Source organism: Colwellia sp. F1 (assembly GCF_056238625.1).
Map to the genome: position 1 here is coordinate 235,938 of NZ_JBWDLI010000004.1, position 26,061 is coordinate 261,998.

Annotated in this window: 19 protein-coding genes; 9 read left to right on the top strand and 10 right to left on the bottom strand. The window is 40.0% G+C overall.

Annotated elements, in window-relative coordinates; genetic code table 11:
- Position 1: 1 nt before the first annotated feature.
- From hflK to tsaE, 7 genes are all read right to left on the bottom strand, one after another.
- Positions 2–1,162 carry an FtsH protease activity modulator HflK gene (gene hflK, locus AC0UA9_RS05480; protein ID WP_475658058.1) on the bottom strand — a complete coding sequence of 387 codons (1,161 nt, stop codon included), beginning with the start codon at positions 1,160–1,162 and terminating at the stop codon, positions 2–4.
- 131 nt (positions 1,163–1,293) lie between these two features.
- Entirely contained in the window at positions 1,294–2,583 is a 1,290-nt protein-coding gene (hflX, locus tag AC0UA9_RS05485; protein WP_475658060.1) for a ribosome rescue GTPase HflX, read from the bottom strand.
- Positions 2,584–2,727: 144 nt separating this feature from the next.
- Positions 2,728–2,973 carry an RNA chaperone Hfq gene (gene hfq, locus AC0UA9_RS05490; protein ID WP_475658062.1) on the bottom strand — a complete coding sequence of 82 codons (246 nt, stop codon included), beginning with the start codon at positions 2,971–2,973 and terminating at the stop codon, positions 2,728–2,730.
- Between the two features lie 212 nt (positions 2,974–3,185).
- On the bottom strand, positions 3,186–4,085 hold the full coding sequence (miaA, locus tag AC0UA9_RS05495) for a tRNA (adenosine(37)-N6)-dimethylallyltransferase MiaA (RefSeq protein ID WP_475658191.1): 900 nt from the start codon (positions 4,083–4,085) through the stop codon (positions 3,186–3,188).
- Between the two features lie 83 nt (positions 4,086–4,168).
- Positions 4,169–6,217: a DNA mismatch repair endonuclease MutL gene (gene mutL, locus AC0UA9_RS05500; RefSeq protein ID WP_475658066.1), complete on the bottom strand. Its 2,049-nt coding sequence runs from the start codon at positions 6,215–6,217 to the stop codon at positions 4,169–4,171.
- 119 nt (positions 6,218–6,336) lie between these two features.
- Positions 6,337–7,668: an N-acetylmuramoyl-L-alanine amidase gene (locus AC0UA9_RS05505; RefSeq protein WP_475658069.1), complete on the bottom strand. Its 1,332-nt coding sequence runs from the start codon at positions 7,666–7,668 to the stop codon at positions 6,337–6,339.
- Positions 7,669–7,858: 190 nt separating this feature from the next.
- Positions 7,859–8,356 (bottom strand): tRNA (adenosine(37)-N6)-threonylcarbamoyltransferase complex ATPase subunit type 1 TsaE, encoded by a 498-nt coding sequence (gene tsaE, locus AC0UA9_RS05510; protein ID WP_475658070.1) that lies wholly within the window; start codon positions 8,354–8,356, stop codon positions 7,859–7,861.
- A gap of 328 nt (positions 8,357–8,684) precedes the next feature.
- Between tsaE and queG the strand changes: the two genes are divergently transcribed.
- Positions 8,685–9,881 (top strand): tRNA epoxyqueuosine(34) reductase QueG, encoded by a 1,197-nt coding sequence (gene queG / locus AC0UA9_RS05515; protein ID WP_475658071.1) that lies wholly within the window; start codon positions 8,685–8,687, stop codon positions 9,879–9,881.
- Positions 9,882–9,997: 116 nt separating this feature from the next.
- Here the strand turns inward: queG and AC0UA9_RS05520 are convergent, their stop codons facing one another.
- Entirely contained in the window at positions 9,998–13,330 is a 3,333-nt protein-coding gene (locus tag AC0UA9_RS05520; RefSeq protein ID WP_475658073.1) for a hypothetical protein, read from the bottom strand.
- Positions 13,331–13,553: 223 nt separating this feature from the next.
- Here AC0UA9_RS05520 and AC0UA9_RS05525 point away from each other — a divergent pair, with 223 nt between their 5' ends.
- Positions 13,554–15,182 (top strand): methyl-accepting chemotaxis protein, encoded by a 1,629-nt coding sequence (locus tag AC0UA9_RS05525; protein WP_475658075.1) that lies wholly within the window; start codon positions 13,554–13,556, stop codon positions 15,180–15,182.
- A 150-nt stretch (positions 15,183–15,332) separates the two neighbouring features.
- Here the strand turns inward: AC0UA9_RS05525 and orn are convergent, their stop codons facing one another.
- Positions 15,333–15,878 carry an oligoribonuclease gene (gene orn, locus AC0UA9_RS05530; protein WP_475658193.1) on the bottom strand — a complete coding sequence of 182 codons (546 nt, stop codon included), beginning with the start codon at positions 15,876–15,878 and terminating at the stop codon, positions 15,333–15,335.
- 98 nt (positions 15,879–15,976) lie between these two features.
- Here orn and rsgA point away from each other — a divergent pair, with 98 nt between their 5' ends.
- From rsgA to AC0UA9_RS05550, 4 genes are all read left to right on the top strand, one after another.
- Positions 15,977–17,029 (top strand): small ribosomal subunit biogenesis GTPase RsgA, encoded by a 1,053-nt coding sequence (gene rsgA, locus AC0UA9_RS05535; protein WP_475658077.1) that lies wholly within the window; start codon positions 15,977–15,979, stop codon positions 17,027–17,029.
- Positions 17,030–17,187: 158 nt separating this feature from the next.
- Complete coding sequence (gene asd / locus AC0UA9_RS05540; RefSeq protein WP_475658196.1) at positions 17,188–18,024, top strand: archaetidylserine decarboxylase; 837 nt, start codon at positions 17,188–17,190, stop codon at positions 18,022–18,024.
- A 160-nt stretch (positions 18,025–18,184) separates the two neighbouring features.
- Complete coding sequence (locus AC0UA9_RS05545; RefSeq protein ID WP_475658078.1) at positions 18,185–18,571, top strand: BlaI/MecI/CopY family transcriptional regulator; 387 nt, start codon at positions 18,185–18,187, stop codon at positions 18,569–18,571.
- 19 nt (positions 18,572–18,590) lie between these two features.
- Complete coding sequence (locus tag AC0UA9_RS05550) at positions 18,591–20,618, top strand: M56 family metallopeptidase (RefSeq protein WP_475658080.1); 2,028 nt, start codon at positions 18,591–18,593, stop codon at positions 20,616–20,618.
- Positions 20,619–20,621: 3 nt separating this feature from the next.
- Here AC0UA9_RS05550 and AC0UA9_RS05555 read toward each other — a convergent pair whose 3' ends face one another.
- A complete protein-coding gene (locus AC0UA9_RS05555) occupies positions 20,622–21,149 on the bottom strand; it encodes a Spy/CpxP family protein refolding chaperone (protein ID WP_475658081.1) in 528 nt (175 codons plus the stop codon).
- Between the two features lie 261 nt (positions 21,150–21,410).
- Here AC0UA9_RS05555 and AC0UA9_RS05560 point away from each other — a divergent pair, with 261 nt between their 5' ends.
- From AC0UA9_RS05560 to AC0UA9_RS05570, 3 genes are read left to right on the top strand one after another with little or no spacing between them, the layout of a single operon-like run.
- Positions 21,411–22,127, top strand: coding sequence for a response regulator transcription factor (locus AC0UA9_RS05560; RefSeq protein WP_475658084.1), 717 nt, complete (start codon positions 21,411–21,413; stop codon positions 22,125–22,127).
- A 10-nt stretch (positions 22,128–22,137) separates the two neighbouring features.
- Positions 22,138–23,562 carry an ATP-binding protein gene (locus AC0UA9_RS05565; RefSeq protein WP_475658199.1) on the top strand — a complete coding sequence of 475 codons (1,425 nt, stop codon included), beginning with the start codon at positions 22,138–22,140 and terminating at the stop codon, positions 23,560–23,562.
- Between the two features lie 33 nt (positions 23,563–23,595).
- Positions 23,596–26,025: a DUF748 domain-containing protein gene (locus AC0UA9_RS05570; RefSeq protein ID WP_475658086.1), complete on the top strand. Its 2,430-nt coding sequence runs from the start codon at positions 23,596–23,598 to the stop codon at positions 26,023–26,025.
- The last annotated feature ends 36 nt before the right edge of the window (positions 26,026–26,061 follow it).

Below are 26,061 nucleotides of genomic sequence, written 5' to 3' on the forward strand. Positions count from 1 at the left end.
TCTAGTTACTCCCGTTATCAAATCTATCACTTCGACCTGAAGTCGATGGTGCCGAATTAACACTTTGTTGCTGCGGCTGTGAGTATGACTGAACGGTGCTGCGAGGTGTTGTTGTAGATTGCTGTTGCATTATTTTATCTAGCGGTAAGTAGATCATATTATTACCTCCGTCAACATCAACCATAACCTTACTGGTATTACTATACACTTGTTCCATCGCTGCAATATATAAGCGCTGACGAGTGACTTCAGGCGCTGCTTGGTATTCAGGGAGAATTTTTTCAAAACGAGCAACTTCACCTTGCGCGTCCAAAACAATTTGTCCTTTATAAGCAATGGCTTCTTGTTCCATACGCTTTACACGACCACGGGCACGCGGTTCAATACCACGCGCATACGCTTCGGCTTCACGTAAAAAGCGTACTTCATCTTCTTGCGCGGCAATAGCATCATCAAAGGCGTCTTTCACTTCATTGGGTGGGCGCGCGTCTTTAAAGTTCACATCAACAATGATTAACCCTAAGCTGTAAGGCTCAATAACTTTATCTAGCTCTTCCCATACCGACTGACGTATTTGTTCTCGGCCTCGGGTCAGAATATCATCCATTTTTGCATGCCCCACAACATAGCGCAGTGCACTATCAAGCGCTTGTTTCAAGCTGTCGTCAGCATTGGTAACACTAAAAACATAATCACGGGCATCAATAACACGGTATTGCACTTGCATCTCAACCTGAACCACATTTTCATCTTGCGTTAGCATAAAGCCAGATGATTGCATTTCACGCGTGCTTTGCATGTCAATAGGAATAATACGGTCAATAAAGGTCCACTTCCAGTTGATACCTGGGTTTACCATGCCAGAGAACTGGCCAAAGCGTAAAACTATCCCTTTTTCGGCTTCTTTAATCGTATAAAAACCACTAAACGCATAGACAACTGTCGCAATGATTAACACTAAGATTATGCCAATACTAGACATACTCTTACCTGAAGGAGCAGAGCCCCCAGAAGCGCTTCTTCCGCCTTTACCGCCAAAAATGCCACTCACTTTTTTGCCTAAATCATTGAGCAATTCATCTAGATCTGGTGGTCCTTGGTTTTTACCGCCTTTGTTTTTCCAGGGGTCTTTATCGTTATTCCCCGGTTCATTCCAAGCCATGTTTCTCTCCGCTAGGTTAGTAATTATTAAATACTGTTGAGCATTTAATCAAGTTTATGATAATACGCTCACTTTTATAAGACTTAATCTGAGTATTAACACATTAATCGGCAATATATTAAGCATTAATGCTATAGTTGAACGTATTTTTCAATGTCATTCGTTTCTTCTTGTTTTAGTAATCGGTTCCATTCTCGTTTAGGCAGTTTAATAGCAAGGTGACAATATCCTTGATCGTCATAGTGTTCGCTTTGAATACCATTTAATTGATACAAAGTGCCACGAAGCTTGCCAGCCTTAGGTGGGATAACCAATGTTGATTCAAATACTTGATTACCCAAGCGCTCTGTCAGTGCGCTAAAAAACAACTCAATGCCAATGTTAGCCTGTGCTGATAACCAAACACGTATAGGACGCCCTTGGTCATCTCTGTCTATTCGAGGCTCTACGTCATCTAACATATCAATTTTATTACAAATCATAAGCTGAGGCACGTCATCGGCTTCTATTTCAGATAAGACATAGTCTACTTGTTCAATATTTTCGCTGCGTCTATCATCGTAAATATCAACCACATGTAATAATAACTCTGCTTCACGTGTTTCGGTTAATGTTGCTTTAAAGGCAGCGACTAAATCATGTGGTAGATGACGAATAAACCCTACCGTATCAGCTAAAATAACACCGCCAACTCCCTCAATTTCAATACGTCTTAACGTTGGGTCAAGTGTAGCAAAGAGTTGATCTGCTGCATAAACGCTAGACTGCGTTAACCGATTAAATAAAGTTGATTTTCCTGCGTTGGTATAACCAACTAATGAGAGTGTTGGTAGCTCCGCCCTCGTTCGCGAACGTCGTCCTTGCTGCCTTTGTCGCTCAACTTTTGCTAAACGTTTACGAATATTAACCATACGTTCATGTAATAAACGTCTATCGGTTTCTAGCTGTGTTTCCCCAGGACCACGTAAACCAACCCCACCTTTTTGTCGTTCTAAGTGTGTCCAACCTCGAATAAGGCGGCTACTCATGTGGCGTAGTTGGGCTAACTCTACCTGTAATTTACCTTCATGTGTACGGGCACGTTGCGCGAAAATATCAAGAATGAGTGTGGTACGGTCAACAACGCGGCATTGACATAAAGTTTCAAGGTTTTTTTCTTGAGAGGGTGAAAGGCTATGATTAAATAATACAACGTTAGCGCCAAAAAAACGCACTGCTTCCGCAACTTCTTCTGCTTTACCCGAACCCACAAAAAATTTAGGGTGTGGTGTACCACGTTTACCCGTAATAACAGTTAGCTCATTTACTCCCGCCGAAGAAACTAACATTTTAAATTCAGTTAAGTCTTCTCGGGTGCTTTCATCTGGAAAGTCTAAGTGAACAAGCACCGCTTGCTCACCTGCTTGATAACGATCAAACAACGGCATTAAACCTTAGAAAAAATGACGGTTAAGCTAAGAGAATATACTCTTTCAAAAAAGCCATATTTATGTGACACGAATACCAACTTATCAGTCACGTATAAGTCGCTATACATAAGATTGAGTAAAACATTAACGCAGATTTTATTCTGCTGACTCTGGTTCGTTAGCTACAGGTGCTGTGTTTACCGCACGTGCTGGCACTACCGTTGAGATAGCATGCTTATAAACCATTTGACTCACTGTGTTTTTTAACAAAATCACAAATTGATCGAACGATTCTACTTGCCCTTGTAATTTAATACCATTGACTAAATAAATTGCAACTGGGATGCGATCACGACGTAAAGCATTCAAAAATGGGTCTTGTAAAGATTGACCTTTTGCCATTTTATGGCTCCTTTTTCTTATTATTGAAGAAAGTTATTAATCTAAATTATTTTTTTAGAGTAATGATAGTTTGTTCTTAACTCAACCATATAACTAATTAATTATACATCAATATTTCAATATTGCTTAATCATTCATACGATATTTTATCTTTAGTGAGATATTATTGTAACTATTTATTTGCTAATTATTTATATTAAATACGCATATACTTACTCACTATTACCTACTGCGGCTAAGACGTATGATAAATTATCGCTATCATCTGTTGTTAGCCATTGTAAGTCTGGCCAACTTCTTAGCCAGGTTAGTTGGCGTTTAGCCAACTGCCTTGTTGCACACACACCTCTAAAAATCATTTCTTTGTGGTTATAATCACCATTAAGGTATTGCCACATTTGACGATAGCCAACACAACGAATTGACGGTAAGTTTTCATGCAAGTCTTTGCGCTTTTTTAACGCTTGCACTTCTTGTTCAAACCCTTGGGCTATCATTTGTTGATAACGTAATTCAATGCGTTCGTGTAAAGTACTACGCTCTTTAGGTGTAATAGCAAACTGCAATATATCGCCATCAAGCTTAGCTCCTTTCGTTTGCGTTAGCTCTGTCATACTTTGCCCTGTTAAGCGGTAAACCTCTAACGCGCGTATTAACCGTTGTGGATCATTCGGGTGAATACGTTGTGCTGATATAGGGTCGATAAGTGCTAATTGTTGATGAATTTTTTCCCAACCCTGCTCAGTAGCTTCTTGTTCAATTTGCTTGCGCACTTCGCTATTCGCGGCTGGCAGTGGCGAAATACCTTCAATAAGACTTTTAAAGTACATCATAGTTCCCCCGACAAGTAAGGGAATTCGGTTATTTGCCCTAATTTTTGCTATTTCAGCCAAGGCATCTTGACAAAAATCGGCTGCGGAATAGCTTTGTGCTGCATCTTTAAGGTTTATTAAACGGTGCGGGTATTGGGCCAATTCATCTGCTGTGGGTTTAGCGGTACCGATATCCATATCTCGGTAAATTAAAGCCGAGTCAACACTAATAATATCACAGGGTAAAGCGTCAGACAGTGCCATAGCTAAGGCGGTTTTACCCGAAGCTGTTGGTCCCATTAAACAAATAACAGGGGGTTGTTTGGTTAAACTGTTTATTGACACTAAAGTATAATCTCGTGTTGGTTAACTGGCAGCAAAGCTTAGTGTTTAGCCCCAGTCAGTGCTAGTAATTGCTTAATACTAGATGTGAGGTCTACTGGTACTGATTTCAAGAGTATAGTTGCTATTTCTTGTGCTGATAAAAATTTTTGCGCTTCACACCATAACGTTTCTGCCTGTCCTTCATCATAGTTTTTAGCAACCATAGCCTGGGCAATAGCCGAAATAATAAAGTTTTCATCCTCTTTTTTCGCAGTATTCTTTAATTGCTGACCGGCTAACTGGTCGCTGCGCTCTGGACAGGGTAATGCCTCCACAGTCGCCATAAAGCTTGCATTGACATCTTGCTCGCGTAGCAAGGCAGGAAACTGCCTTATTTGTACACGCCCTTTAGCGCTTTTATGGTCAACATTAACCAAAATACCCGCTAGTGCTAGTGAGTCTTGATAATGTTGCACGCGAATCATTTGTTGCTCTGTTAGCTGTAACATAACAGGCAGCAATAAAGGTTGGCTAATTAACCCTTTATTGGCCTTGGTTTCATTAGGTTGCCAGTGTAACAACAATTTATTTTTGTTTACCGCGTATGCCACTGATAACAAGGACAAGAGCCGTAGACTGCCCTGTTGTTTAAAGACACCATACTTTCCTTGCTCAAGCCCAATAAAGAATGCGCTACTTTCATTCAAGGCTGCGTCATCAGCGCTGGAGTGAACTTTACTTACAACAGCTGTGCCTTCACTGTAATTACTTTGCCTATTAGTGCTTTGCTCTGTGTTAACACTTGTATTTGGGGTCATCAACTGTTGATAGTTTTCCGCAGCAGTTTGGGTAATAGCGGGGTTGGTATAGTCATTATTCGTAGTACCGCTAGACCTATATGCCTGCTCGCTAACCTGAGAGGCAGGTGTTTGTTGCTGCTCTTGAACATTAGCCGTGTGAAATTGGCTTGCTTGGTGCTGGCTTGGCGACAAAGATGTTAAAGGTGTGACATAGTCAGGGCGTTGATATTGTACCGCTTCTTGTACCTTGTCTGTTGCTACTCCCGCTTGCAAAGTTGCTGTGGCTTGTTCGTCTAATGCCAGTGTTTGGTTACTTTCCATGAGTGCTTTGTGACAAACAGAGTAAATAAAGTCATGCACATAGCGACTTTGATGAAAACGCACTTCATGTTTGGCTGGATGCACGTTAACATCAACTTCGCGGTGGTCCAGCGTTAAAAATAACACAAAGGCTGGGTAAGTATCGGTGGGCAGCAAATTAGCATAAGCTTGACGAATAGCATGGTTAATTAATTTATCACGCATCATTCTCCCGTTCACATAGCTATAGCAAAGATCATTTTGATTACGAACAAAACTAGGCTTAGCTAACCACCCGGTAAATAACATATCGTCATGCTGGCAGTGAACTTCTATCGCGTTATCAATAAATTTTTGCCCACAAACCATAGCAACACGTTTCGCGCTTTGTGTGTGTGTGTTTGCAGCGCGATATTGACGAATAGTTTTGCCATTATGGGTTAACAAAAAGCTAACATCAAAACGAGCAAGTGCAATACGTCGTATAACTTCGTCTATATGGTTAAATTCTGTTTTTTCAGTGCGTAAAAATTTACGCCTTGCTGGGGTGTTAAAAAACAAATCTAACACTTCTATTGTTGTACCATCAGGGTGCGCTGCGGGTTTTATGGTAACCGCCATGTCGCGTCCTTCAGCACTTGCATGCCATGCTGTTTCTTGGCTTTGTGGTTTAGAGGTTATAGTTAATCTTGCTACCGAGCTAATACTGGCCAGTGCTTCGCCACGAAAACCTAAACTGCTGATTGCTTCTAAATCGCTTAAGTCCTTTATTTTACTGGTGGCGTGACGACTTAGCGCTAAGGTTAATTCATCTTTGGCAATGCCAATACCATTGTCGCTAATACGAATACGCTTAACCCCTCCCTTATCTACATCAATAGTGATATTAGTTGCACCAGCATCTAAGCTATTTTCAACTAGCTCTTTAATTACCGATGCTGGCCTTTCTACTACTTCACCGGCGGCAATTTGGTTGGCTAATCGCGCTGGCAGTATTGCTATTGTCATAGATATTCTAATTTCTCAAGGTGAGCGTTTAAGGAGCTTGTTTTTAGGTGGTTAGTCACGTATTTGTCCATAGATAGTGTTTCCACTTGGTAACTGACACAAGGTTTCATTAAAAAGTGCTAACCGTTACGAGGGATCTTTAACGTTTGGCCAATTTTCAATACGTTAGATGTTAAGTTATTAGCCGACTTTATGGTCGCTACTGATATTTTATAACGTTGTGCTATCACAGATAATGATTCACCACTGCGCACTTTATGCTTTTGCATACCTGTAGATGCTAACAGTGTACCTGGTAATGTATTGGCTTGAAAATAACTATCAACGGCATTATATATCGCATTTGCCAATTTTTGCTGATGGCGCTTACTATTAAGGTTTTTTTCTTCAACTGGGTTAGAAATAAAACCCGTTTCAATTAAAACAGACGGAATATCAGATGACTTTAAAACCGCTAAGCTTAGGCCTTCTGGTTTTTTTTTGTGAAGCTTGGTCACTTGTTTTAGTTCATCGATGACATGCAAAGCAAATTCATAACTGCTAGCCATAGTGTATTCTTTTTTCATGTCAGCAAGAGTAAAAGCTAAGTTCTTATCTTTGGTTAGCTTAATAGTGTCGCCTGCCCCACCCAATAATTCAGACTCTTCCTGCCGATTAGCAATCCAGCGGGTAAATTCCGAGTTTGCTCGCCTAGAGGACTGTACTAAAACTGAGGCACCATGTGGCCCTGGTGAGACAAACGCATCGGCATGAATAGATATCAGTAAATCCGCCTTATTTTTTCTCGCTAATTCTGTTTTTCGATTATGGGTAACATAATAGTCACCCGTTCTAATCATTACCGCTTTAAAGCCCTTACGCTGATCAATTAACGCGGCCAACTTTTTAGCAATGGCCAACGTAACATGTTTCTCGTAAGTTCCTTTTGCACCAATAGAGCCAGGATCATCACCACCATGCCCTGCAACAATCGCAATAATAATATCACGCTGACCATCTGGGTTAGTTTGTTTAGCAGGGGTTGGCTTATCACTCTTATCATATAAGTCTATCACTAGCCTATCACCGTATTGCCCTGCCGGTGCAAGCGGAAAAACAGACAGAGGGTAATTTTTCGCTAACTCTAGAACTAAACGAGTACTCCCTGTTGACTTTGCAGTGCTGGTGCGAAAAAGCTTAATGCGGGGATCATTATTTGCAAGCGTTGCTAAACTTATATTATTTTGCGTGTTTTGAAAGTCAATCACTAAGCGATTTGGTTTGCTTAAAGAAAAATATTTATAATCGGGTTTAGCCTTAAGGTCAAAAACAATGCGCGTACTTTCAGGAGCAGGCCAAACACGAATGCCATCAATACTATTTGTGCTAGCTGAAACACCACACACAGCAAATACTGCCATTGCTAATGAAAGCCAAAGTACTGTAGCGGCAATGTAAGATAACAGACGCATATAAAACCCTAAAGTTAAACCGAACGAATTAATGTAGGTAGTTAGCTCAAGTAACAAAGGTAAATAATATAAACTTCAAGCACATTTAACAACCGTTAATATCCCCAGCTACCACAACTTCGTTAGGCTATAAAAATACAATTTGCACTAACTCGCTTTATCTCGCTCGGCTAATGAACTTAATACAATGTTAATTCATGGCGCCTGCTAGTTGTAGCAAAACATCTTCGCCACGTGCCGTACAGGCCTGAAGTGCAACTACTCGCTGCTCACCTTGATAGGCCATATTAATATTTATATCGGCATCAGCCAAGAGGCCTATCCCCTTGTCTGGCCATTCAATAAAACAACAGCAATTATCAGAAAAATAATCACGAATACCCATATATTCTAATTCTTCTGGGTCACTTAGGCGGTAAAGGTCAAAGTGATACACTTGCCAAGGTGGCAGTTCATACGGTTCTACTAACGTATATGTTGGGCTTTTTACATTACCTTGATGCCCCATTTCGCGAACAAAGCCTCGTGTTAGAGTCGTTTTTCCTGCGCCTAAATCACCATGTAAATACACAACTAAAGATTGTTGCGTAAGATGTTGCTCACTTTGCTGGTGCAATACTTTTGCTAGACTGGCGCCAAGTGCGACAGTTGCTGCTTCATCGGGTAAGCGGTATTCTTGTTTTTTCATTGATTCTCAAACTGTTAGTTTAGTGCTTAATTGATTGGTTAACTTACCTAGTGAGCCTAGAAATTATCACTACAGTGTAAATTCATCATGGTATAGCATGCCACAAAATCGTTATTACTGGCAATAATATCACCTACTGGCTGGTGAATATATGATATACAAAAGGAGTCATGTTTTTTTGATATTAACCGGTTAATAACACCATTATACCTGCCCATTATATTTTGCTCTAAGCAATTGTGCTAAACTGACGCCTAAATTAACGCTATTTACTGATATCAACTATCTCTGGCAATCTAGGCTGTGCGATAGCAGGTATGCTCTTACAATGACTGACACAACGACGAACAAACATGCTATAGACTATGCCCTTTTGGTGGAAAAAATCAAAGACTGGGGCAATGAGCTGGGGTTTTCTCAACTCGGTATTACCGACATTGATTTGTCGATGCATGAACAAGCACTTGAAAAGTGGTTAGCCAATAATTATCACGGCAGTATGGATTACATGGCTAGGCATGGTTTAATGCGCGCTCGCCCTGCAGAATTAGAACCTGGCACTGTTAGGGCGATTAGTGTTCGGTTAGATTATTTACCTACCGATGCTAAATGTGCTCGTATTCTTAAAGCAAAAGATCACGCTTATATTAGCCGTTACGCGCTAGGCAGAGATTACCATAAACTTATGCGTAAACGCCTACAGCAACTAGGCAAGAAAATTTCTGCCTATTGTGAAGGGTTTAATTTCCGCCCTTTTGTTGACTCTGCCCCTATATTAGAGCGACCGCTTGCTGCAAAAGCGGGGTTAGGCTGGGTTGGTAAACACAGTTTATTGCTTAATAAAGAGGCTGGCTCATGGTTTTTCATTGGTGAATTACTGGTAGACATTCCCTTACCTGTCACCCTAGCGGCGTCTGAAAAGATCGCAAATGACTGTGGTACCTGTGTCGCTTGTATCAAAATATGCCCAACAAAAGCCATAGTAGAGCCTTATGTGGTTGATGCTAGGCGTTGTATTTCTTATTTTACCATTGAATCTCCTGATCCAATCCCTTTAGAATTAAGACCTTTAATGGGGAATAGAATTTATGGCTGTGACGACTGCCAGCTGATTTGCCCTTGGAATAAATACGCCAAGCTAAGTTTAGAGGATGATTTTCAAGCCAGACATCAACTCGACGAAATAACACTCGAAACACTTTTTTCTTGGGATGAAGCCTATTTTTTAGCAACATTTGCAGGCTCACCTATCCGTAGAATAGGCTTTGAAAGCTGGCAACGCAATATTGCTGTTGCACTAGGGAATGCCCCATGGAATGAAGACATTATTCGTTTATTAGAAGATAAACTACCCTTTGCCTCTGATATGGTTGCAGAGCATATTCGCTGGGCAATAGAACAACAAAAACTCAAAAACCCAAAACAAATGACACCGACAAACAAAAGCCCAAATGACACTGCAGTACAAAGGTTAAATGCCCGCTTAATTCGTTCCATTGAAAAAGGCCTTCCTAGGGACGCATAAATTATAATAATGTTTGATTATTCACTCTTGTCCGCATGCTGTAGTTAGAATAGTAAAACCTGCATTTTTAATGATAAAAACGAATAGCACAACAAAAATAGCGCGCCTGACGATATTCATTCAAGTTGAGCAGCAGAGTGTTCAACGGCTAATAACGCCGCTCGGGTGTCCTTTACTAGTGTATTAATGGTGTTGACACTTTGAGGAATTTCAGTACCACTTAATAGTGCTAACCATTGACCACACAGTGATTGTAAATGTTTTGCTGATAGTATTTTAGCATTTAAAGCCAGTGCTTCAATAGCAGCCTTTGCTTGAATAATATCTTTATCTTTTATCGACTCAATTAATGTATCAAGTTGCTGGTGGTTATTTTTAGTGTAATCATCAAGCATATATAGGGCCAGCTCTGCCGTTCCTTGATGCACTACATACTGCGAAAAATCAAAAGCAGCTTCATTATTAGTTGTGGGCTGTGGCTCAGTTTCAATCGTGTTACCCTCAGCCCTCCCCTTTAATAATTGTCTTGGTGTATCACAAAATATTGGTTCATTTAGCAACGAGAGCTTGCCTATTTTGCTCTTGCTATCGCTGTGTAATTCTATAGCCTCTTTTTGCCCTAACCAAGGTGATAAAGTTTCTGATAATATTGCGATGGTATTTTCTTTTGCTAAAACTAGTTTGCCAATATGCCAATGGCTAAAGCCAGCTTTATTACTGGATGGCATAACTTCTGTTAAGCTTAAGACACCAATATTAACTTGGGGCGCACTTGCCATTTCAATGAAAGCAAACTCAGGAAATTCAGTAATAAGTAAACTGTATAACCCTGTAGACCAGCGTGCTTTCTGCATTGCCGCATTCGCGATGACATCTACCTGAAAACCAAACCACTGTAATAGCCGCAGTAAGTTTTGATGTGTTTGCGGCGCGTGAACCGCAAGCAGTATAGGTAAATGACTTGCCACTAGGTTTGTACCAACAAAGGACTCTTTCGGTATTAGCTCATTAGTAGAACCTTTACTCGCTATTAGTTTTTGTATATTTTGCAAGAAGGTATCCTGACAAAACACCTGTTCACTTTGCCCATAAAAACCAAATTCTTCATAGGTAAGGTCACTAGACTGCAGTACCATTAATTTGGGACGCATTGGTTGTGGCAAGCTATTAATGGCTTGTGTCACCCAATGCAGGTGTGTTCTAGCAATATCACTGGTCAGCACCAAAACATCCAACTTACGGTGCGATAAGTATTGTTCTGTCAACTGGTTTTGACAGTTTTTAACGTCGCCTACTTGGGTGACTTGGCCGCCAGCTGACAGCAACACATTGGTTATAACACCCGTTAATACACTAGTATTAGACAACAATAAGATATGGATGCTTTTCAAGATAGTTTGATGCGTGCTACTGGTTGTAGCCGTTATCGCCACGGGTAATTCAAAGCTAAGCTGGTAACCGCTATCAACCAGTTGGGTAGCAATGTTAATCCCGTGAAGTTTACTAAATACCCCCTTGAATGTATCTATTAATGGCGACGTTGACAACAGTGTTTGGCTCTCATTTAGTTGCACCATTAAATGCTGTAAGTTAGCGGATGGTTCGGCATTGACGATACATGTAAACTGAACCAATTGGTGGCCTGGGTTTTTATCTAACAGCGCCATTTTTAATAATACTTGGCTTGAGCGACAATCCACTAACACTATATCTATAAATACATTAAGCAAGTGATGAAATAACGAACTGTCAATTTTAGCATTAGGTAGCAGTTGGTTATCCACGCTTATCAATAACTGGTTACCATAATGCTGTTGTTCAAACTGCTTGTTAAAGACAGTGGCATATACTTCATTAACAAGGTCAATATCGCTAAGGTTAAGGACGAAGCTATCTTGCTTCACTGTTAACGCGATAGAAAGCTGTGCTAATTGTTGGTATAAAAACATGAGCTGCCCAGTTAAGCCAATATCACCCTCTCTGTTTTCTTTATAATCAAGGCAAACCTTTTGATATTGTTGCACTACCATGGTAAGTAGCTTTTCTAGTCGTTGATAGCCTTGCTGTTGCTCAGCCAATTGCGTTATCATTTTTGCTTTAGCGCGCAATGCTAGCTGGTCATTATATTGTTTTAAACCGGCTATTTTTTTGTCTTGCTGCAGCAATATGTGCTGGCTAGCCTGGTGATTATCGTTATCTGGATTTTTACTACTTTGCAGCTGCGTTATTATTTTTTGAATTTCAAGAGACTTAGCTGCAACACTGGCTTCTGGTGTTTCTATTGCCTTGTGTATTAATTCAATATTATGCTGTATCGACACTCTAAGCTTTGCGCGTAATCGCCATAATAAATAAAATAATAACAAGGCCAACATCGCAAGGCCAACAAGTAAAAACAAGACAATATTTTGCGCTGACCACTGACTACTGTATTGCGTTAAAAATGTAAGCTTGTATCGCACTAAAAATTGATTAATCAAGCGGTTAGTGTCTATTTTATATGAGTTAGGTAAGGCTAATAACGCTTTAATTTGTTGTTGCTGACTCTTTAAGACAACTTGGTACTCTTGCGCTAACGCCAGATGTTTTTGCCATTTTTCTATGGCTTCCTGCTCCGTTAACACGATTCGCCTAAAGGCATCAAATTGCTGGTTTAACTGTGCCAATATTTGATTCGGCGTTTTTTCAACCAACTGCGCATGCAAAGCAAACATTTGCACTATTTGACGTTGTAATTGGCCTAGCTTTATTGGCGGTGTTTGCCTCGACAAAGCTTTAAAGGCAGTTAATATATCGGCTAATAAAGCATTTAACTGTTGTAAATCATTTGATATTTGTAGCGCACTCACATAAGCATTGGCGCGGCTAATAATTATTTTGCTTTGCGTTTTTGAAAGTTGCTGATAAAGTTTTTCATGCCTAGCCCGCTGGTCTGCGATAATAGCTTCCAGCGAAAGCTGTAATAATTGTAACTGAATAATACTGCTTTGCTTTAACTGCTGGTGGCGAATTTGGTTGTTTTGCAGCCGTAAAGCAATGTCGGCTGCGAGCTTATTCTCAATCAACCATTGTTTAAAAAGCGCCGTGTTAACAGTGTCTTGCTGCAGTAGTTGACGATTGATAGCAATCAACTCATTATGTAACGTGGCAAGGTTTTGCCTTTGACTTTGCTCTAATAACTCAGCAACTAAGGTATTTGCCTTTTGTAAGTCTTCAACTTGTTTTAACGCCTGTGTTGCTGACAACAGCTGTGCGTTACTTTGCATATAAGCTTGGTAAAATAAAGCTGAAACCACACCAAAAGCAATAATAACAACAAACAACAAAGCTAAAAAAATCGCGTTGAATTGCTGGTACCATGGCACTAATTGGTTTCGTTTTTTTAGTTGTTCTTGTGGTTGCACTTTTGCTATTTCAGCCACATCGTCAACACGGTTTATTTCACTCATTATAATGTTTTTCTTTGCTTTAATTGCCTTAGTTTATAGTACAATATAAAGAAAATAATAGCTTACGCGGTAATAAGCTAAGTTACTAACTACTTGCGACTGTTTATGGAAAAAATATAAAACTATTCTACAATTAATTATAAATTATTAGCTGTGGCGCCAAAAATTATGATTTGCCTCAGTATTCGGCTGTAAATAACCCACGCAAACATGAGCCCACTGTATGTTTAATAATGTAAGTATAAAAATAAAATACTCAATTGCATTAGTGATCGCATTAATTTCATTAATTGTGATTACCGCTGCAAATATCTCACTGACTGACAAGCTAGAAAATAACGCCAACGTTTTTCCAAATAACTTTATGCCTGCTATTAATGCGGTATTAAATGCTGACCGTGATTTATACCAAGCAAGAGTTGCCGAAATTCAAATGATACACGCAACCAACTCAAGCACAGTGTATATTGATGCAATTAACGAAAATGCGCAACAAGCCAAAGACAGGTTTAATCACTACCGGGATTTAATGCAGCAATACCCAGATGTGATCTCTTCATTAAATGCCTTCGACACTCAATATCAAGCATGGTTTGACGAGGTAAAAAAGGTTATTGCACATAAAAGCCAGGGCGATGCCCAAGGCGCAATCGCCATATCTCAAAGCAGTTCAAAAACTGCTTTTGCCAATTTAAGAGCTTTATACAACAAAGCTGGAGAAAGCGCTTTTTTAAAAGCTGAATTATTGCAACAAGCAATTGAAGAGTCGAATAACAATGCTAAGTTAACGACGGCCACTATCGCCATTCTCGTGATAATTTTTACTACCGCAGTTGCAATTTATAGCCAAAGGCTATTACTAAAGCGCTTAGCTGAAGTGAAAACTGGGATTGACGATATCACCTCTGGCGGTGGGGATTTAACCAACAAAATACAAGTAACAAAAAATGATGAAATTGGTGAGCTTGGTATTGCTTTTAACAACTTCATCGATAGCCTTAGAGAGTTAATATTAGACGTAAGAAATGAAGTTAAACAGTTATCAACCAGTAGTGTTGCTTTAAAAGGCTCCGCAGAAAAAGGCCGTGAGGTAGCTGAAAATCAAAACACTGCTTCCGACATGATTGTTAGTGCCGTACATGAAATGAGCATGGCAACCAAAGAATTGTCTAATATCGCGTTAAAAACCGCCGACGAAACAAAGGATACTATGGGTTTTACCCAAGATGGTGTTGTGAAAATTGGCGAGTCTGTTGTACAAGTGGAGCAACTTTATACAACAATACAAGGGGCTTCTGAGGGAACCAAACGACTGTCAGAAAACTCACAAAATATTTCTGGGGTACTTGATGTTATAAGAGGCATTGCTGAACAAACTAATTTATTAGCACTTAATGCGGCAATAGAAGCTGCGCGCGCCGGTGAGCAAGGTAGAGGTTTTGCCGTAGTAGCTGACGAAGTACGAACACTGGCCCAAAAAACTCAAGAGTCGACAAACAGCATACAAACAATGATCGAATCTCTTCAGGCAGGTGTAAATCAAGTAGTATCTCAAATAGATGATGGTTTTGAAAAAGTGTCTAATACTGTAGAGTTTGCTAAAGAAACCGAGGCTTCATTAACAAACATTCTTACCAGTATTACCACCGTAAGTGATATGTCTATTCAAACCGCAACTGCTACAGAAGAGCAAACCGCCGTAACCGATGATATTAACCGCAATTTACATGAGCTAAATGAGCTAATTATTATGTCAAAAACAATTTCAACCGACACTAACCAAGCTTCACACCAGGTACAACTATTAGCACAAAACATTGACAATGGCGTGAGTCGGTTTAAGGTTGTGTAAAGCCAATAACGGCTTAAGAGGTGTTTACCTAGCACCTATTAAGCCCAAATAAGCTTCACCCTAACTGCCCAAACGAGTACTGTTACTGTAATATTTCAGTTATAGCTAACCCGTTTAGGTAGCCGGTGCATTAAAATAGCAAAGCAACTGTTATATTTTGAAAAAATGCTCTTGGTAAACTTTTAATTCGGCGATAGACTCTCGAATATCATCTAATGCTAAATGGGCACCCGTTTTAACAACCTTATCTAAAACCTCCGGTTTCCAGCGGCGGGCTAGCTCTTTTACAGTGCTGACGTCTAAGTTACGATAATGAAAATAGTCTTCAAATTCAGGCATATATTTATTAATAAAGCGCCTATCTTGTCCAATACTATTACCACACATAGGAGAGGCGCCCTTGGGTACATATTGTTTTACAAACTCAATAGTTTGCGCTGTAGCATCAGCCAAGCTCACTTTGCTGTCACGACAACGCTGCGTTAACCCTGACCGCCCATGATGTTCAATACACCACTCGCTCATGTTGTCTAAGGTATCATCTGATTGAGCAATCGCAAAAACAGGACCTTCTGCCAAAATATTCAATTGACTATCGGTCACAATAGTCGCCATCTCTAATACAACATCAACTTCTGGCTCTAAACCGGTCATCTCTAAATCAAGCCAAATTAAATTGGTCTTATTACTCATGATAAATATCCTTTAAAAATTGCGCAAGCAATAGCTAGTAATAGTAATTATCAGTATAATAGCCGACAAGTAACTAGGATTAAACAAAATGATCAACACTTGTGGCTAAGAAAAAATTAACTAAAAGCCAGCAACGGCGCATTAAAGCTAATCACGACAAAAAACTACAGGGCAAAGTCGACTCAACTGCGCACAGTGTTCAGTGGCAAGATGATGATTTAGGCGCCAGCCAACAAGGCGTTGTTATCAGCCGTTTTGGTCAGCATGCTGACGTTGAATGTGATAACGGTAAAGTATACCGCTGTAATTTACGTCGCTCTATTAAAACCTTAGTCTGTGGTGACAGAGTGCTTTGGCGCTTAGGTAAAGAAAATCATGACAGCATTCGCGGCATCATTGAAGCTGTGCATGAGCGCGACTCTGTCTTAAGTAGGCCTGATGTTTATGATGGCATAAAACCTATTGCAGCGAACATTAGCCAAATTTTAATTGTTTCTTCATTATTACCCACATTTAACAGCGATATTATTGACCGCTATTTAGTTGCTGCTGAGCAAACAGGTATCACCCCCGTCATTGTGTTAAACAAAACCGACTTACTGGCCGAGCTTAGTCAAGATGAACAACGTGAAATAGAGCAACAGTTAACAATATACAGAGAAATAGGCTATCAGGTGCTATATGGCAGCAGTAAAGCGAATGAAGGCATTCATGAAATAAAAACGCAACTAAGCCAGCACACCAGTATTTTTGTTGGTCAGTCAGGTGTAGGCAAATCAACCTTGGTCAATGCATTAATGCCAAATTTGGGCGTGGTTACCCAAGAAATTTCACAAAACTCTGGTTTAGGGCAACACACCACCACAGTGGCGCGCTTGTATCACTTTGAAGAAGGAGGCGACTTAATTGATTCTCCTGGTATTAGAGAGTTTGGCCTATGGCATTTAACACCTGAACAAGTGTTTAATGGTTTTAGAGAGTTTGAACCCTTTCAAGGGTTATGCAAGTTTAGAGATTGTAAACATAAAAATGATCCTGGCTGCGCTTTAACCTCTGCGCCTAAAGACAAAATTAACCCTAAACGTCTTGCTAGCTTTACGCGCATTATAGCAAGTTTAGACAGTAATAATTTAACCTCGCGATTTAATGATTAGTGCTGAGTAGCTAATAAATTAAAAGTAAGTAAACTTACGGCAAATAATATTAACCACAAATAAACAAATTGAACATAAAGGAAGAATACGTGTCACCACAGAATAATGCTTCAGAGAATAGTTTTAGCGACAAAGTCAAAATTCGTTTGCAGTATGCTATGCCCAAGCATGCTATTTCTCGTTTAGTAGGTAAGCTGGCTGCCGCCAAAATGGGGTGGTTAACCACCAAACTCATTACTATGTTCATAAAAGCTTATAACATCAATATGAGTGAAGCCAAGCTTAAAAACGCGAGCGATTTTGCCACCTTTAATGATTTTTTTACGCGCGAGTTAGCCGAGGGTGTTAGGACTATTGACCCCGATGCCAACACCTTATGCTACCCTGTTGACGGCGCAATTTCTCAACAAGGCGATATTGTAGAAGGAAAATTAATTCAAGCGAAAGGTTTTAATTATAGTTTAACGTCTTTATTAGGCGGTGATGCCAGAACAGCCGCCCCCTTTCAAAAAGGCAAGTTTTCGTGTATTTATTTAGCGCCTAAAGACTACCACAGAATTCACATGCCAATGGCGGCTACATTGCGCGAAATGATTTACGTGCCTGGTGAGTTATTTTCTGTTAACCCTTTAACTGCAAATAATGTTCCTGATTTGTTTGCCCGTAATGAGCGTGTTGTTACTATTTTTGATACCGACCATGGTGCTTTGGCCATGGTACTTGTCGGTGCAACCATCGTTGCTAGTATTGAGACAAGTTGGGCTGGCACCATTACACCGCCAGCGGGCAAAGATATATTTAGATGGCAATATCCCGCCACAGGCATTGATGTGGTTACCTTTGAAAAAGGTGATGAAATGGGGCGTTTTAAACTGGGCTCTACCGTGGTTTGCGCTTTTGCACCCAACATGGTTGAGTTTAACGCAAGTGCTGGTCCCGAAACCGTAACAAGGTTAGGTGAACACTATGGCGATATTATAAAGAGCGAAAAATAAACAAGAATAAAACAATATTCAAATTAACAGTTGCTCGTTAATTCAACAACAGCTAGGATGAGTCGCTCATCCTAGTGATGACGCATAAATAAAAGTGTAAGCTCATTCTCTTTCAACGTTTGGGTGAAACATACAATATAATAAATATTTGAGGCAAAACATGGCACGTGCTAAATCCACAACAAAGCCAACAGAGGCAGAGTTATCACTACTCAATGTTCTTTGGCAGATGGGTCCTGCGACCGTTAGACAAATACATGAGCAAGTGAGTACAACACAGAAGACGGGTTACACTACGGTACTAAAAATACTACAAATAATGCATGAAAAATCTCTCGTAGTTCGGGATGAAACCAATCGCGCTCATGTTTATAGCGCCGCCAATAGTGAAACACATACGCAATCATCTTTAATTCAAGACTTGATCAGCAAAGCATTTGGGGGCTCGACCTCTAAATTGGTCATGCGTGCTATCAATGAAGAAACGTCGGCCCAAGACATTAATGATATTCGCCAATTACTCAATTCACTTGAAAAAGAAACATAAAGGTAAACCTCTCTAAGCAATGCTAGAAAACTTAATTAATAGCCCACTACTTACCAGTTTAGCTCTCTCTTTATTGCACTTCTTGTGGCAAGGCCTACTTGTAGCTACTGTGTTAAAGTCTGCATTGCTTATTATTAATAGTAATAAACCGCAAATACGCTATGCTTTGGCATCTCTGGCTATGTTGGTTAACCTATTATTACCTATTGTTACCTTCTTTGTTATTTATCAAGCAGAGCCTGCACCTGCGAACTCATCCGCTGATTTGTTGTCATTAACTGCTTTAATACAAGAATTAAAGCAACCCGACACATTATTTAGTTATCAAAATTTTATTGAAATTTTGCCACTACTACTGCCATATTTAGCTTTTTTATGGTTACTCTCTATTGTGTTGTTAGCCAGTAAGCTACTCATAGAAATATCGCTAGTGAATAAGCTCCCTCAACAGAATGTGATAGCAGCCAATGACACGTTACAAGCTAGATTTGTTGAGCTAGCTAAACAAATCAATGTCAAGGCCACACCGCGCTTATTTATTTCATTAAAAATAGAAGTACCGATGGCAATAGGCTGGCTTAAGCCCGTGGTATTGTTACCAATAAACATGGTTAGCGGCTTAAGTAACGCGCAACTTGAAATGCTCATATTGCATGAACTTGCTCATATCCGCCGCCATGATTACTTAGTCAACTTTTTACAAACATTGGTAGAGATTCTCTTGTTTTTCCACCCAAGTGTTGCGTGGGTGTCAAAGCAAATGCGCAACGAGCGTGAATATTGCAGTGACGATATTGCAGTACAACATTGTGGTGATGCTATCGCTTACGCACACACATTAGCCGACACTGCTTCTTTGTGTACTACTTCGCACAACCATACCATTCCAGATATGGCAATGGCTGCTTCTGGTGGAGATTTAAAGCAGCGTGTAGTACGCTTAGTTGGCCATCACTGTGCGCCCAGTAACAACATCAGCAAATGGTTAGCAAGCGCTACTATTATTTTTTCAATCCTATTGCTTTCAAGCAAACAGTTACTGACAATTCCGCAACTCGATATTTGGTATAGTCAAAGCCCATGGAGCGAGCCCGGCAAGACAACAAAAGCCCCTGCTAAAAGTAGCCCAGCCGTTCAACTGGAGCCTACCCCCCTTAATAACACACTTGCCAATACGGTTATTGCCCAGCAGCTATTAACAGCAAAAGAAATAACGCCATTAACGGCTAAAAGTAGCACACAAGGTTTACCGGCAACCCTTTCTGCATTCACTAACCATGCGTTTATGGCACCAGTCACCACTGCGGTTGCGCTCCAAAAGCCGCCGATGACAAAAGATGCACTCAATCATACCTTGGCCTTTAGTACAACCAAAGACAACAGCAAGGGCGTAAAGACAATAACTCAATCAGAACCTTCTACAGGCAATTTGTCAACAAATCGCCCTATATTGCCCAAGGTACAACAAAAAGAGCTTTTAGCGCTTCACTCTTCAAGCACAAAGACAACACACAAGCGAGAAAGTACAAGCAATAAATACCAACAAAAACAAATGCAATTAAGCGCTTCACTTACTAACAATAAGAATAAGCAAATCAACAAGGCTTCACCAAGTACTGCACCAAACAGCGCTATGATAAATAAAGAAAAAGTAAAGACGTCTAGCGCTAGCCGTTTACCAAGTAACCTTATCAACAACCATCAACAAGTTTCCTTGAAAAAATCACCACAACGAAAATCATTAAACGAAGAAAGGGTAGTGGCAAAACCTGTCTGGCACCATGCTGAACAAGTAGAGTCTGCTGATCCTATATACCCCAAAATCGCCAAGCGTCGGGGTATCGAACTAGAAGTTAAGGTAAGTTTTACTATAGACACTAGCGGCCAAGTAAAAGACCTGCGCTTTGCTAACCAGCAACGCGTTAATTACTTTAAAGACGCCATTCGTACCGCAATTAAAAAATGGCGATTTCTACCGGCCATGATGAATGACAAGCCGGTAGAAAGTCAAATGGCTAAAGTATTTGCCTTTAGCTTACATAGCTAATTTTTATTCACTGTCTGTACTTTTATTTCTGTCTTTTCGTTTGCCTTTGCGTTCGCCTTTAGCTTTACGTTGCGCCACTTTACTTAACCACTTTTCTTGTTGTTCAGGCGTTAACACATTGAAAAGTGCACTTTTGTTTTTTGCCTTTGCTAATGCTGCTTGGGCAAATGTTTGCTGATATGAAGCATGTAAGGCAATATAAGCCTGTTCATCAAATTTTTCAGCTTGTAGTAATAACTTTTCAGCTGCCTTAAATTGCTGAATTTCAGTGCGTAATGGTTCGCTTTGCTCTCTAGCTTGCGTTTTTAATGTTTTTATTTGCGCTCTTTGCTCCTCAGACAAACCAAGGTATTTACTCATTTTTCTCATCATATGTTTACTTTTTTTATGATGCTTACCTTGGTGATGTTTAGGTGCATCAACGGCTAAGTTGTCATTAGAAACATTAGCATAAGAGATGCCTGATAAAGCTAATACAGCACACACAGTTGAAACAGAAACAATATTTTTCATGGGTTTAATAATATTCATAATGAACTCCAAAGGTTTGTTAGTTTACGTAAGCAAGTATAAACAACTCAATGCAAAGAAACGCAAAGGCAATGTAAAGATTAGGTAAAGATTAGGTAAAGATTAAATAAATGAGCCTAAATTTATAATGAATAAGGTAATATATAACTATCGATAAACTTGGGTGTACTTGGCCAATCAGTAGAACCCCTCGTTCAGATGAAAGCTTCATAATACGCTAATAACGCTATGAAGTTATCTAAGCATAAGGTGAATGTTTACGTGGATAAAAAGCAGATATTATTAATTGATGATGATCATGAGCTAGCAGAACTTTTAGTGGATTACCTCACCCAGCAAGGCTTTCTTGTTCACTGCTGCTTTGACGGTCAGGCTGGGCTTGAAGAAGCCTATAACAACAGATTTGATCTAATCTTACTTGATGTAATGATGCCTAAACTTAATGGCTTTGAGGTATTAAAGGCGCTTGGTGAAGACTACAAAACCCCTGTGTTAATGCTAACAGCCAAAGGGGACAACAACGATAAAGTACTAGGTTTAGAGCTAGGCGCTGACGACTACCTCGCCAAGCCGTTTCATCATCAAGAATTACTAGCCCGTATTAATGCTATTTTACGTCGCATTCAGTTGGCGAGCCAAGCTGCTGTAGCACCAGAGCCGCAAGACAGCACACAGGTCTTCGTGAATGGTATTGAGTTGAACCATGCCGTGAGAACGGTAACTTGTCATAATAACCCTATTGAATTAACCGGCACTGAATACCAAATACTCACTTTATTGGTAGAGAATCATGGCCAAATTATTTCTAAAGAACATATTTCTGAGCAAGTTTTAAACCGTAAGCTAAGTGCTTTTGACCGAAGTATCGATGTTCATGTTGGTAATATTCGTCGAAAGTTTTCACCTTTTTGTGCTGTTGAAAAAATAAAAACAGTGCGCGGTGCTGGTTATTTATTCTTAACCGGTGAAGGGGGCTAATGTGCCACTGATGCGGATGCCTACAAAAATAAAAGCACTATGCTCGTCATTTACTCTTAAGTTGTTTGTCTGGTTTTGGCTCATTGCTATCACCTCCATAATCAGTACACGTTTTATTTCAGAAAAAATCTCAAACGAATCCCTAAATGACGTGGTAAGCCAAGCAGCAACAAAAAGTGACTTATACCAATTACATAAAGTAGCTAGGCGTATCACGCGAGCTAAAGCGCAAAGCATTGACGAAATACTAACGCAACAAAAGAAAAGATTAATGCTAACCCCTTTTAACGTTTGGTTAAAAAGCACTAATAATACTGCGAACATAGTGAGTGCTGTACACTCACCCAAAAAAATTCAACGCGCATTAACACAGTTCTTAAGCGAGCATTCATTTACCCAGCCACAGGTTAGTTTATTTTCACATACACAGCTGGTAGGCCCTGTGCTAGTCAAAGTAAATAACCAAGATTATCAACTCTTTATTTCTCGTAAACTACAACACCGTAACTTGAGTCAAATTATTCAGTCATTACCTTATTGGGTGCAAATTCTTACACCAACTTTAATCAGCTTTTTGCTATGCTTGCTGCTTGCGCATTCCTTTAGTAAGCCTATCCGGCTTATAAAAAAAGCAACAACAAAACTAGGCCAAGGCGATTTTGACACCCGCGTAGAAGGTGTTGGACAACTCAGTGGTGAACTCGGGCAATTAGCCACTAGCTTTAATGAAATGGCTGAAAAAATTCAACAAACACAAAGCGCGCAACGCCGCTTAATCGGTGACGTTTCTCACGAACTTCGCTCACCAATGACGCGATTACAAATGGCACTAGGTCTGGCACAGCAAGGGTCAACCACGCCACAAGCACGTGAACAATACTTACAACGTTGCCAAAAAGAAATTGGCCGACTAAATCAGATGATTGAAAATGTTTTAGCGCTTTCTCGTTTAGAAAACACCTTACAAAAGCCAACGTATGAGAAAATCAATATTACTGAGTTACTGCACAATATCATCCACGACGAACAGTTTATTGCCAATAAAAAGTCCATTAAAATTGAACTTAACTCCCTTGGTCAGCTCATGATATTAGCTGACCAAACCTTACTGACAAGCGCCATAAGTAATGTATTAAGCAATGCCGTTAAATACAGCCCTACAAACAGTGTTATTAACGTAACTCTGACCCAAGAAAAGAAAACCGTAACGTTAAACATAAGCGACAGTGGCATGGGAGTACCTGAGGAAACCTTAACTGAGCTTTTCACCCCCTTTTATCGTTTAAACCTTGCCAGAGATCGCGCCACAGGCGGTACAGGTTTAGGGCTAGCAATTGCCAAGCAAGCCATTCTCGCTCACCAAGGTGAAATTTTTGCTAAAAACAACGCAACAAAAGGATTATCTGTTATTATTATTCTTCCTTATTTTGCATAACATTCTCTTAACAAAGACGTCACTACTTACGATATGAGCACTTCTACACCAGCTAACAAAAGATCACACCTTGTCAAAAAAATACTCACCATAATGCTGGCAATATTTATCAGTGTTTATTTAATTATTTGGGCTATCTCTTCCCCAGTGAGTAAGTATTTTATTGCGCCACTTTTGCACGAACAAGGGTTAACGTTATCGCCCGAGGCAAGTATTTACTACAACCCTTTTTTGAGTGAGCTTACGGTTCGCAATTTTGCATTATACAAAAACAAAAAAAGTAAAACACAAGCGGTATTGTCAATAAAGCAGTTAACGATTCGTTTAACACTACACCGTTTATTGTTTGACGAAGTGGTAGTCAGTAAATTTGCACTAGATGATGCTTACCTTCAGGTAATAAAAACACCCACCCAGCTTATTATTTCAGGTGTTGATCTAAACCAAAATAATAACGAGCCTAATCAAGTAGCAGAGCAACCAGAGTCGGTAACAGAGCCACTACCCTACCAGTTAATTTTACCTGAGCTCACATTGAACCAAGTTAATATTGACATTAACAACAATGAAATTACGCATCAATTTGCTATAGAAGAATTATTGCTTAGCCAAATAAAAGCAGACCTGCAATCGCAAACTGCCGTGTTGAGCTTACAAAGTACTATCGATAAAACACCGTTAAAAATAACAGCAGACGCACAGTTTACACAAGGGCAAGGCGCGATTAGTAGCCAAATATCGCTATCTCAGTACCCTCTGCAAAAAATACAGGGGTATATCAGTGAATTATCTGCACTTAGCGGCTTGTTGTCTTTCACCAGCAAGCAAAAAATAACCATAACACCTAATACACTCACGCTGGATCTAACTGAGGCTCGGCTGAGTAATACCGACCTAGCCGCTAACTACCAAGCGCAATTTATTGAGTTAGAAAAATTAGAAAATATTAATAATAACTTACACATTACCCTGCACAATGGTGAACTAACCGCCCTTAGTGGCACCAGCCAGCTGACACTCAATAATGCGAATGCTTACCTAGTAAAACCAAGCCAGCAGTTGGCCTTTATTCAACAATTAGCGTTACAAGATATTAGCTTTCACTTAACTGATCAGCCGCAAGTAAAAATAGCCAACATTATTATCGACGATATTTTAGCTTCAAAAAACGAAGAAACACCACATCCTCCTTTAGTGACATTAAAACAGCTGAATATTGATGATATTTTACTTGATGCTACCAAGCTTTCTATTAACCAAATTATGCTAAATGGTTTACAAAGTGAAGTAATTTTAAACCAAGAGAGCACACTTGCTAACGTGATCGAACTACCGATTGCAGCCAAAGAGACTGACGCGAAAGAGCAAACTGAAGCTCCCCCTACGCTAGCGCAAGATAGCGCAGTAAAAATCGCTGAACAACCTGACTTTACACTTTCCTTAAATGAATTTTTAATCACAAACAATAGCCACGTACGCCTATTAGATTACAGTATTGAACCAACTAAGCCTTACACCCTATTTATTGATACGTTACGCTTAGGTGAGGTGAGTAACGCCCTTGACAAACACGACCAACAAACACCGTTTGAACTAATAGGGCGGAGTAATCGATATGCTCATTTCAACTTTACCGGCTTCACTAAGCCATTTTCTAAAACGCCTGTTCATCACTTAGCAGGGTCATTAGAAGAGCTGTCATTGCCTGAAGTTTCGCACTACATGAAAAAAGCCATCAACATGGAGCTGAAAAGCGGCCAACTGAATACCAACCTCAATGTAACGTTAACAGGCGAGGATCTTAACGGCAACCTTGTTATTGTGTTACGCAGCTTAGAAACTGCCGTCGCAGGTAGTGATGAAGCCGGCGCTTTAATTGAGCAAGGGGCACTACCTTTTAATATGGCATTAGGCATGCTAAAAGATAGCCATGGCGACGTAGAGCTTGACGTGCCGCTATCAGGCTCAACGTCTGAGCCAGATTTTGGCATGAACAGTATAGTGGCGTTAATCACTAAAAAAGCCATTTGGATGGCAACTAAAGACTACCTCATGACCACCTTTGTTCCTTATGCCAATGTTGTTTCTGTCGCAATGTCCGTTGGCGAATTTGCCCTGAAGTTACGCTTTGACGACTTAGTCTATGAAACTGAACAAATAACACCAAATGAAGCACAACAAGCCTACTTGAACGGCTTTATTGCACTAATGCAAGACAAAGAAAACACTCGCGTTAATATTTGTGGCATTAGCACCCCCGCTGAAATTAATTTACCTCCCGGTAACAAGGTCACTAATAAGGAAGATATTAACCGGTTAAAAGATATTGCAGAGCAGCGAGCAACCGCATTTAAAGACTATGTTATAGAGCACGGCGCTATAGCTTCATCAAGGCTATTGCTTTGCACACCTAAAATAGATAGCAGTAAAAATGCCAAACCCCGACTAGAGTTGTCGGTTTAATAAGCTAGGTATCACAAGTATAGAAATTGGTGATAT

What these genes read in the sequence shown, in the direction of transcription:
- hflK (WP_475658058.1), bottom strand. Translation starts at nt 1,162, where the DNA reads ATGGCTTGGAATGAACCGGGGAATAACGATAAAGACCCCTGGAAAAAC.
- hfq (WP_475658062.1), bottom strand. Translation starts at nt 2,973, where the DNA reads ATGGCAAAAGGTCAATCTTTACAAGACCCATTTTTGAATGCTTTACGT.
- miaA (WP_475658191.1), bottom strand. Translation starts at nt 4,085, where the DNA reads ATGGGACCAACAGCTTCGGGTAAAACCGCCTTAGCTATGGCACTGTCT.
- mutL (WP_475658066.1), bottom strand. Translation starts at nt 6,217, where the DNA reads ATGACAATAGCAATACTGCCAGCGCGATTAGCCAACCAAATTGCCGCC.
- AC0UA9_RS05505 (WP_475658069.1), bottom strand. Translation starts at nt 7,668, where the DNA reads ATGCGTCTGTTATCTTACATTGCCGCTACAGTACTTTGGCTTTCATTA.
- tsaE (WP_475658070.1), bottom strand. Translation starts at nt 8,356, where the DNA reads ATGAAAAAACAAGAATACCGCTTACCCGATGAAGCAGCAACTGTCGCA.
- queG (WP_475658071.1), top strand. Translation starts at nt 8,685, where the DNA reads ATGACTGACACAACGACGAACAAACATGCTATAGACTATGCCCTTTTG.
- AC0UA9_RS05520 (WP_475658073.1), bottom strand. Translation starts at nt 13,330, where the DNA reads ATGAGTGAAATAAACCGTGTTGACGATGTGGCTGAAATAGCAAAAGTG.
- AC0UA9_RS05525 (WP_475658075.1), top strand. Translation starts at nt 13,554, where the DNA reads ATGTTTAATAATGTAAGTATAAAAATAAAATACTCAATTGCATTAGTG.
- asd (WP_475658196.1), top strand. Translation starts at nt 17,188, where the DNA reads ATGCCCAAGCATGCTATTTCTCGTTTAGTAGGTAAGCTGGCTGCCGCC.
- AC0UA9_RS05545 (WP_475658078.1), top strand. Translation starts at nt 18,185, where the DNA reads ATGGCACGTGCTAAATCCACAACAAAGCCAACAGAGGCAGAGTTATCA.
- AC0UA9_RS05550 (WP_475658080.1), top strand. Translation starts at nt 18,591, where the DNA reads ATGCTAGAAAACTTAATTAATAGCCCACTACTTACCAGTTTAGCTCTC.
- AC0UA9_RS05555 (WP_475658081.1), bottom strand. Translation starts at nt 21,149, where the DNA reads ATGAATATTATTAAACCCATGAAAAATATTGTTTCTGTTTCAACTGTG.
- AC0UA9_RS05565 (WP_475658199.1), top strand. Translation starts at nt 22,138, where the DNA reads ATGCGGATGCCTACAAAAATAAAAGCACTATGCTCGTCATTTACTCTT.
- AC0UA9_RS05570 (WP_475658086.1), top strand. Translation starts at nt 23,596, where the DNA reads ATGAGCACTTCTACACCAGCTAACAAAAGATCACACCTTGTCAAAAAA.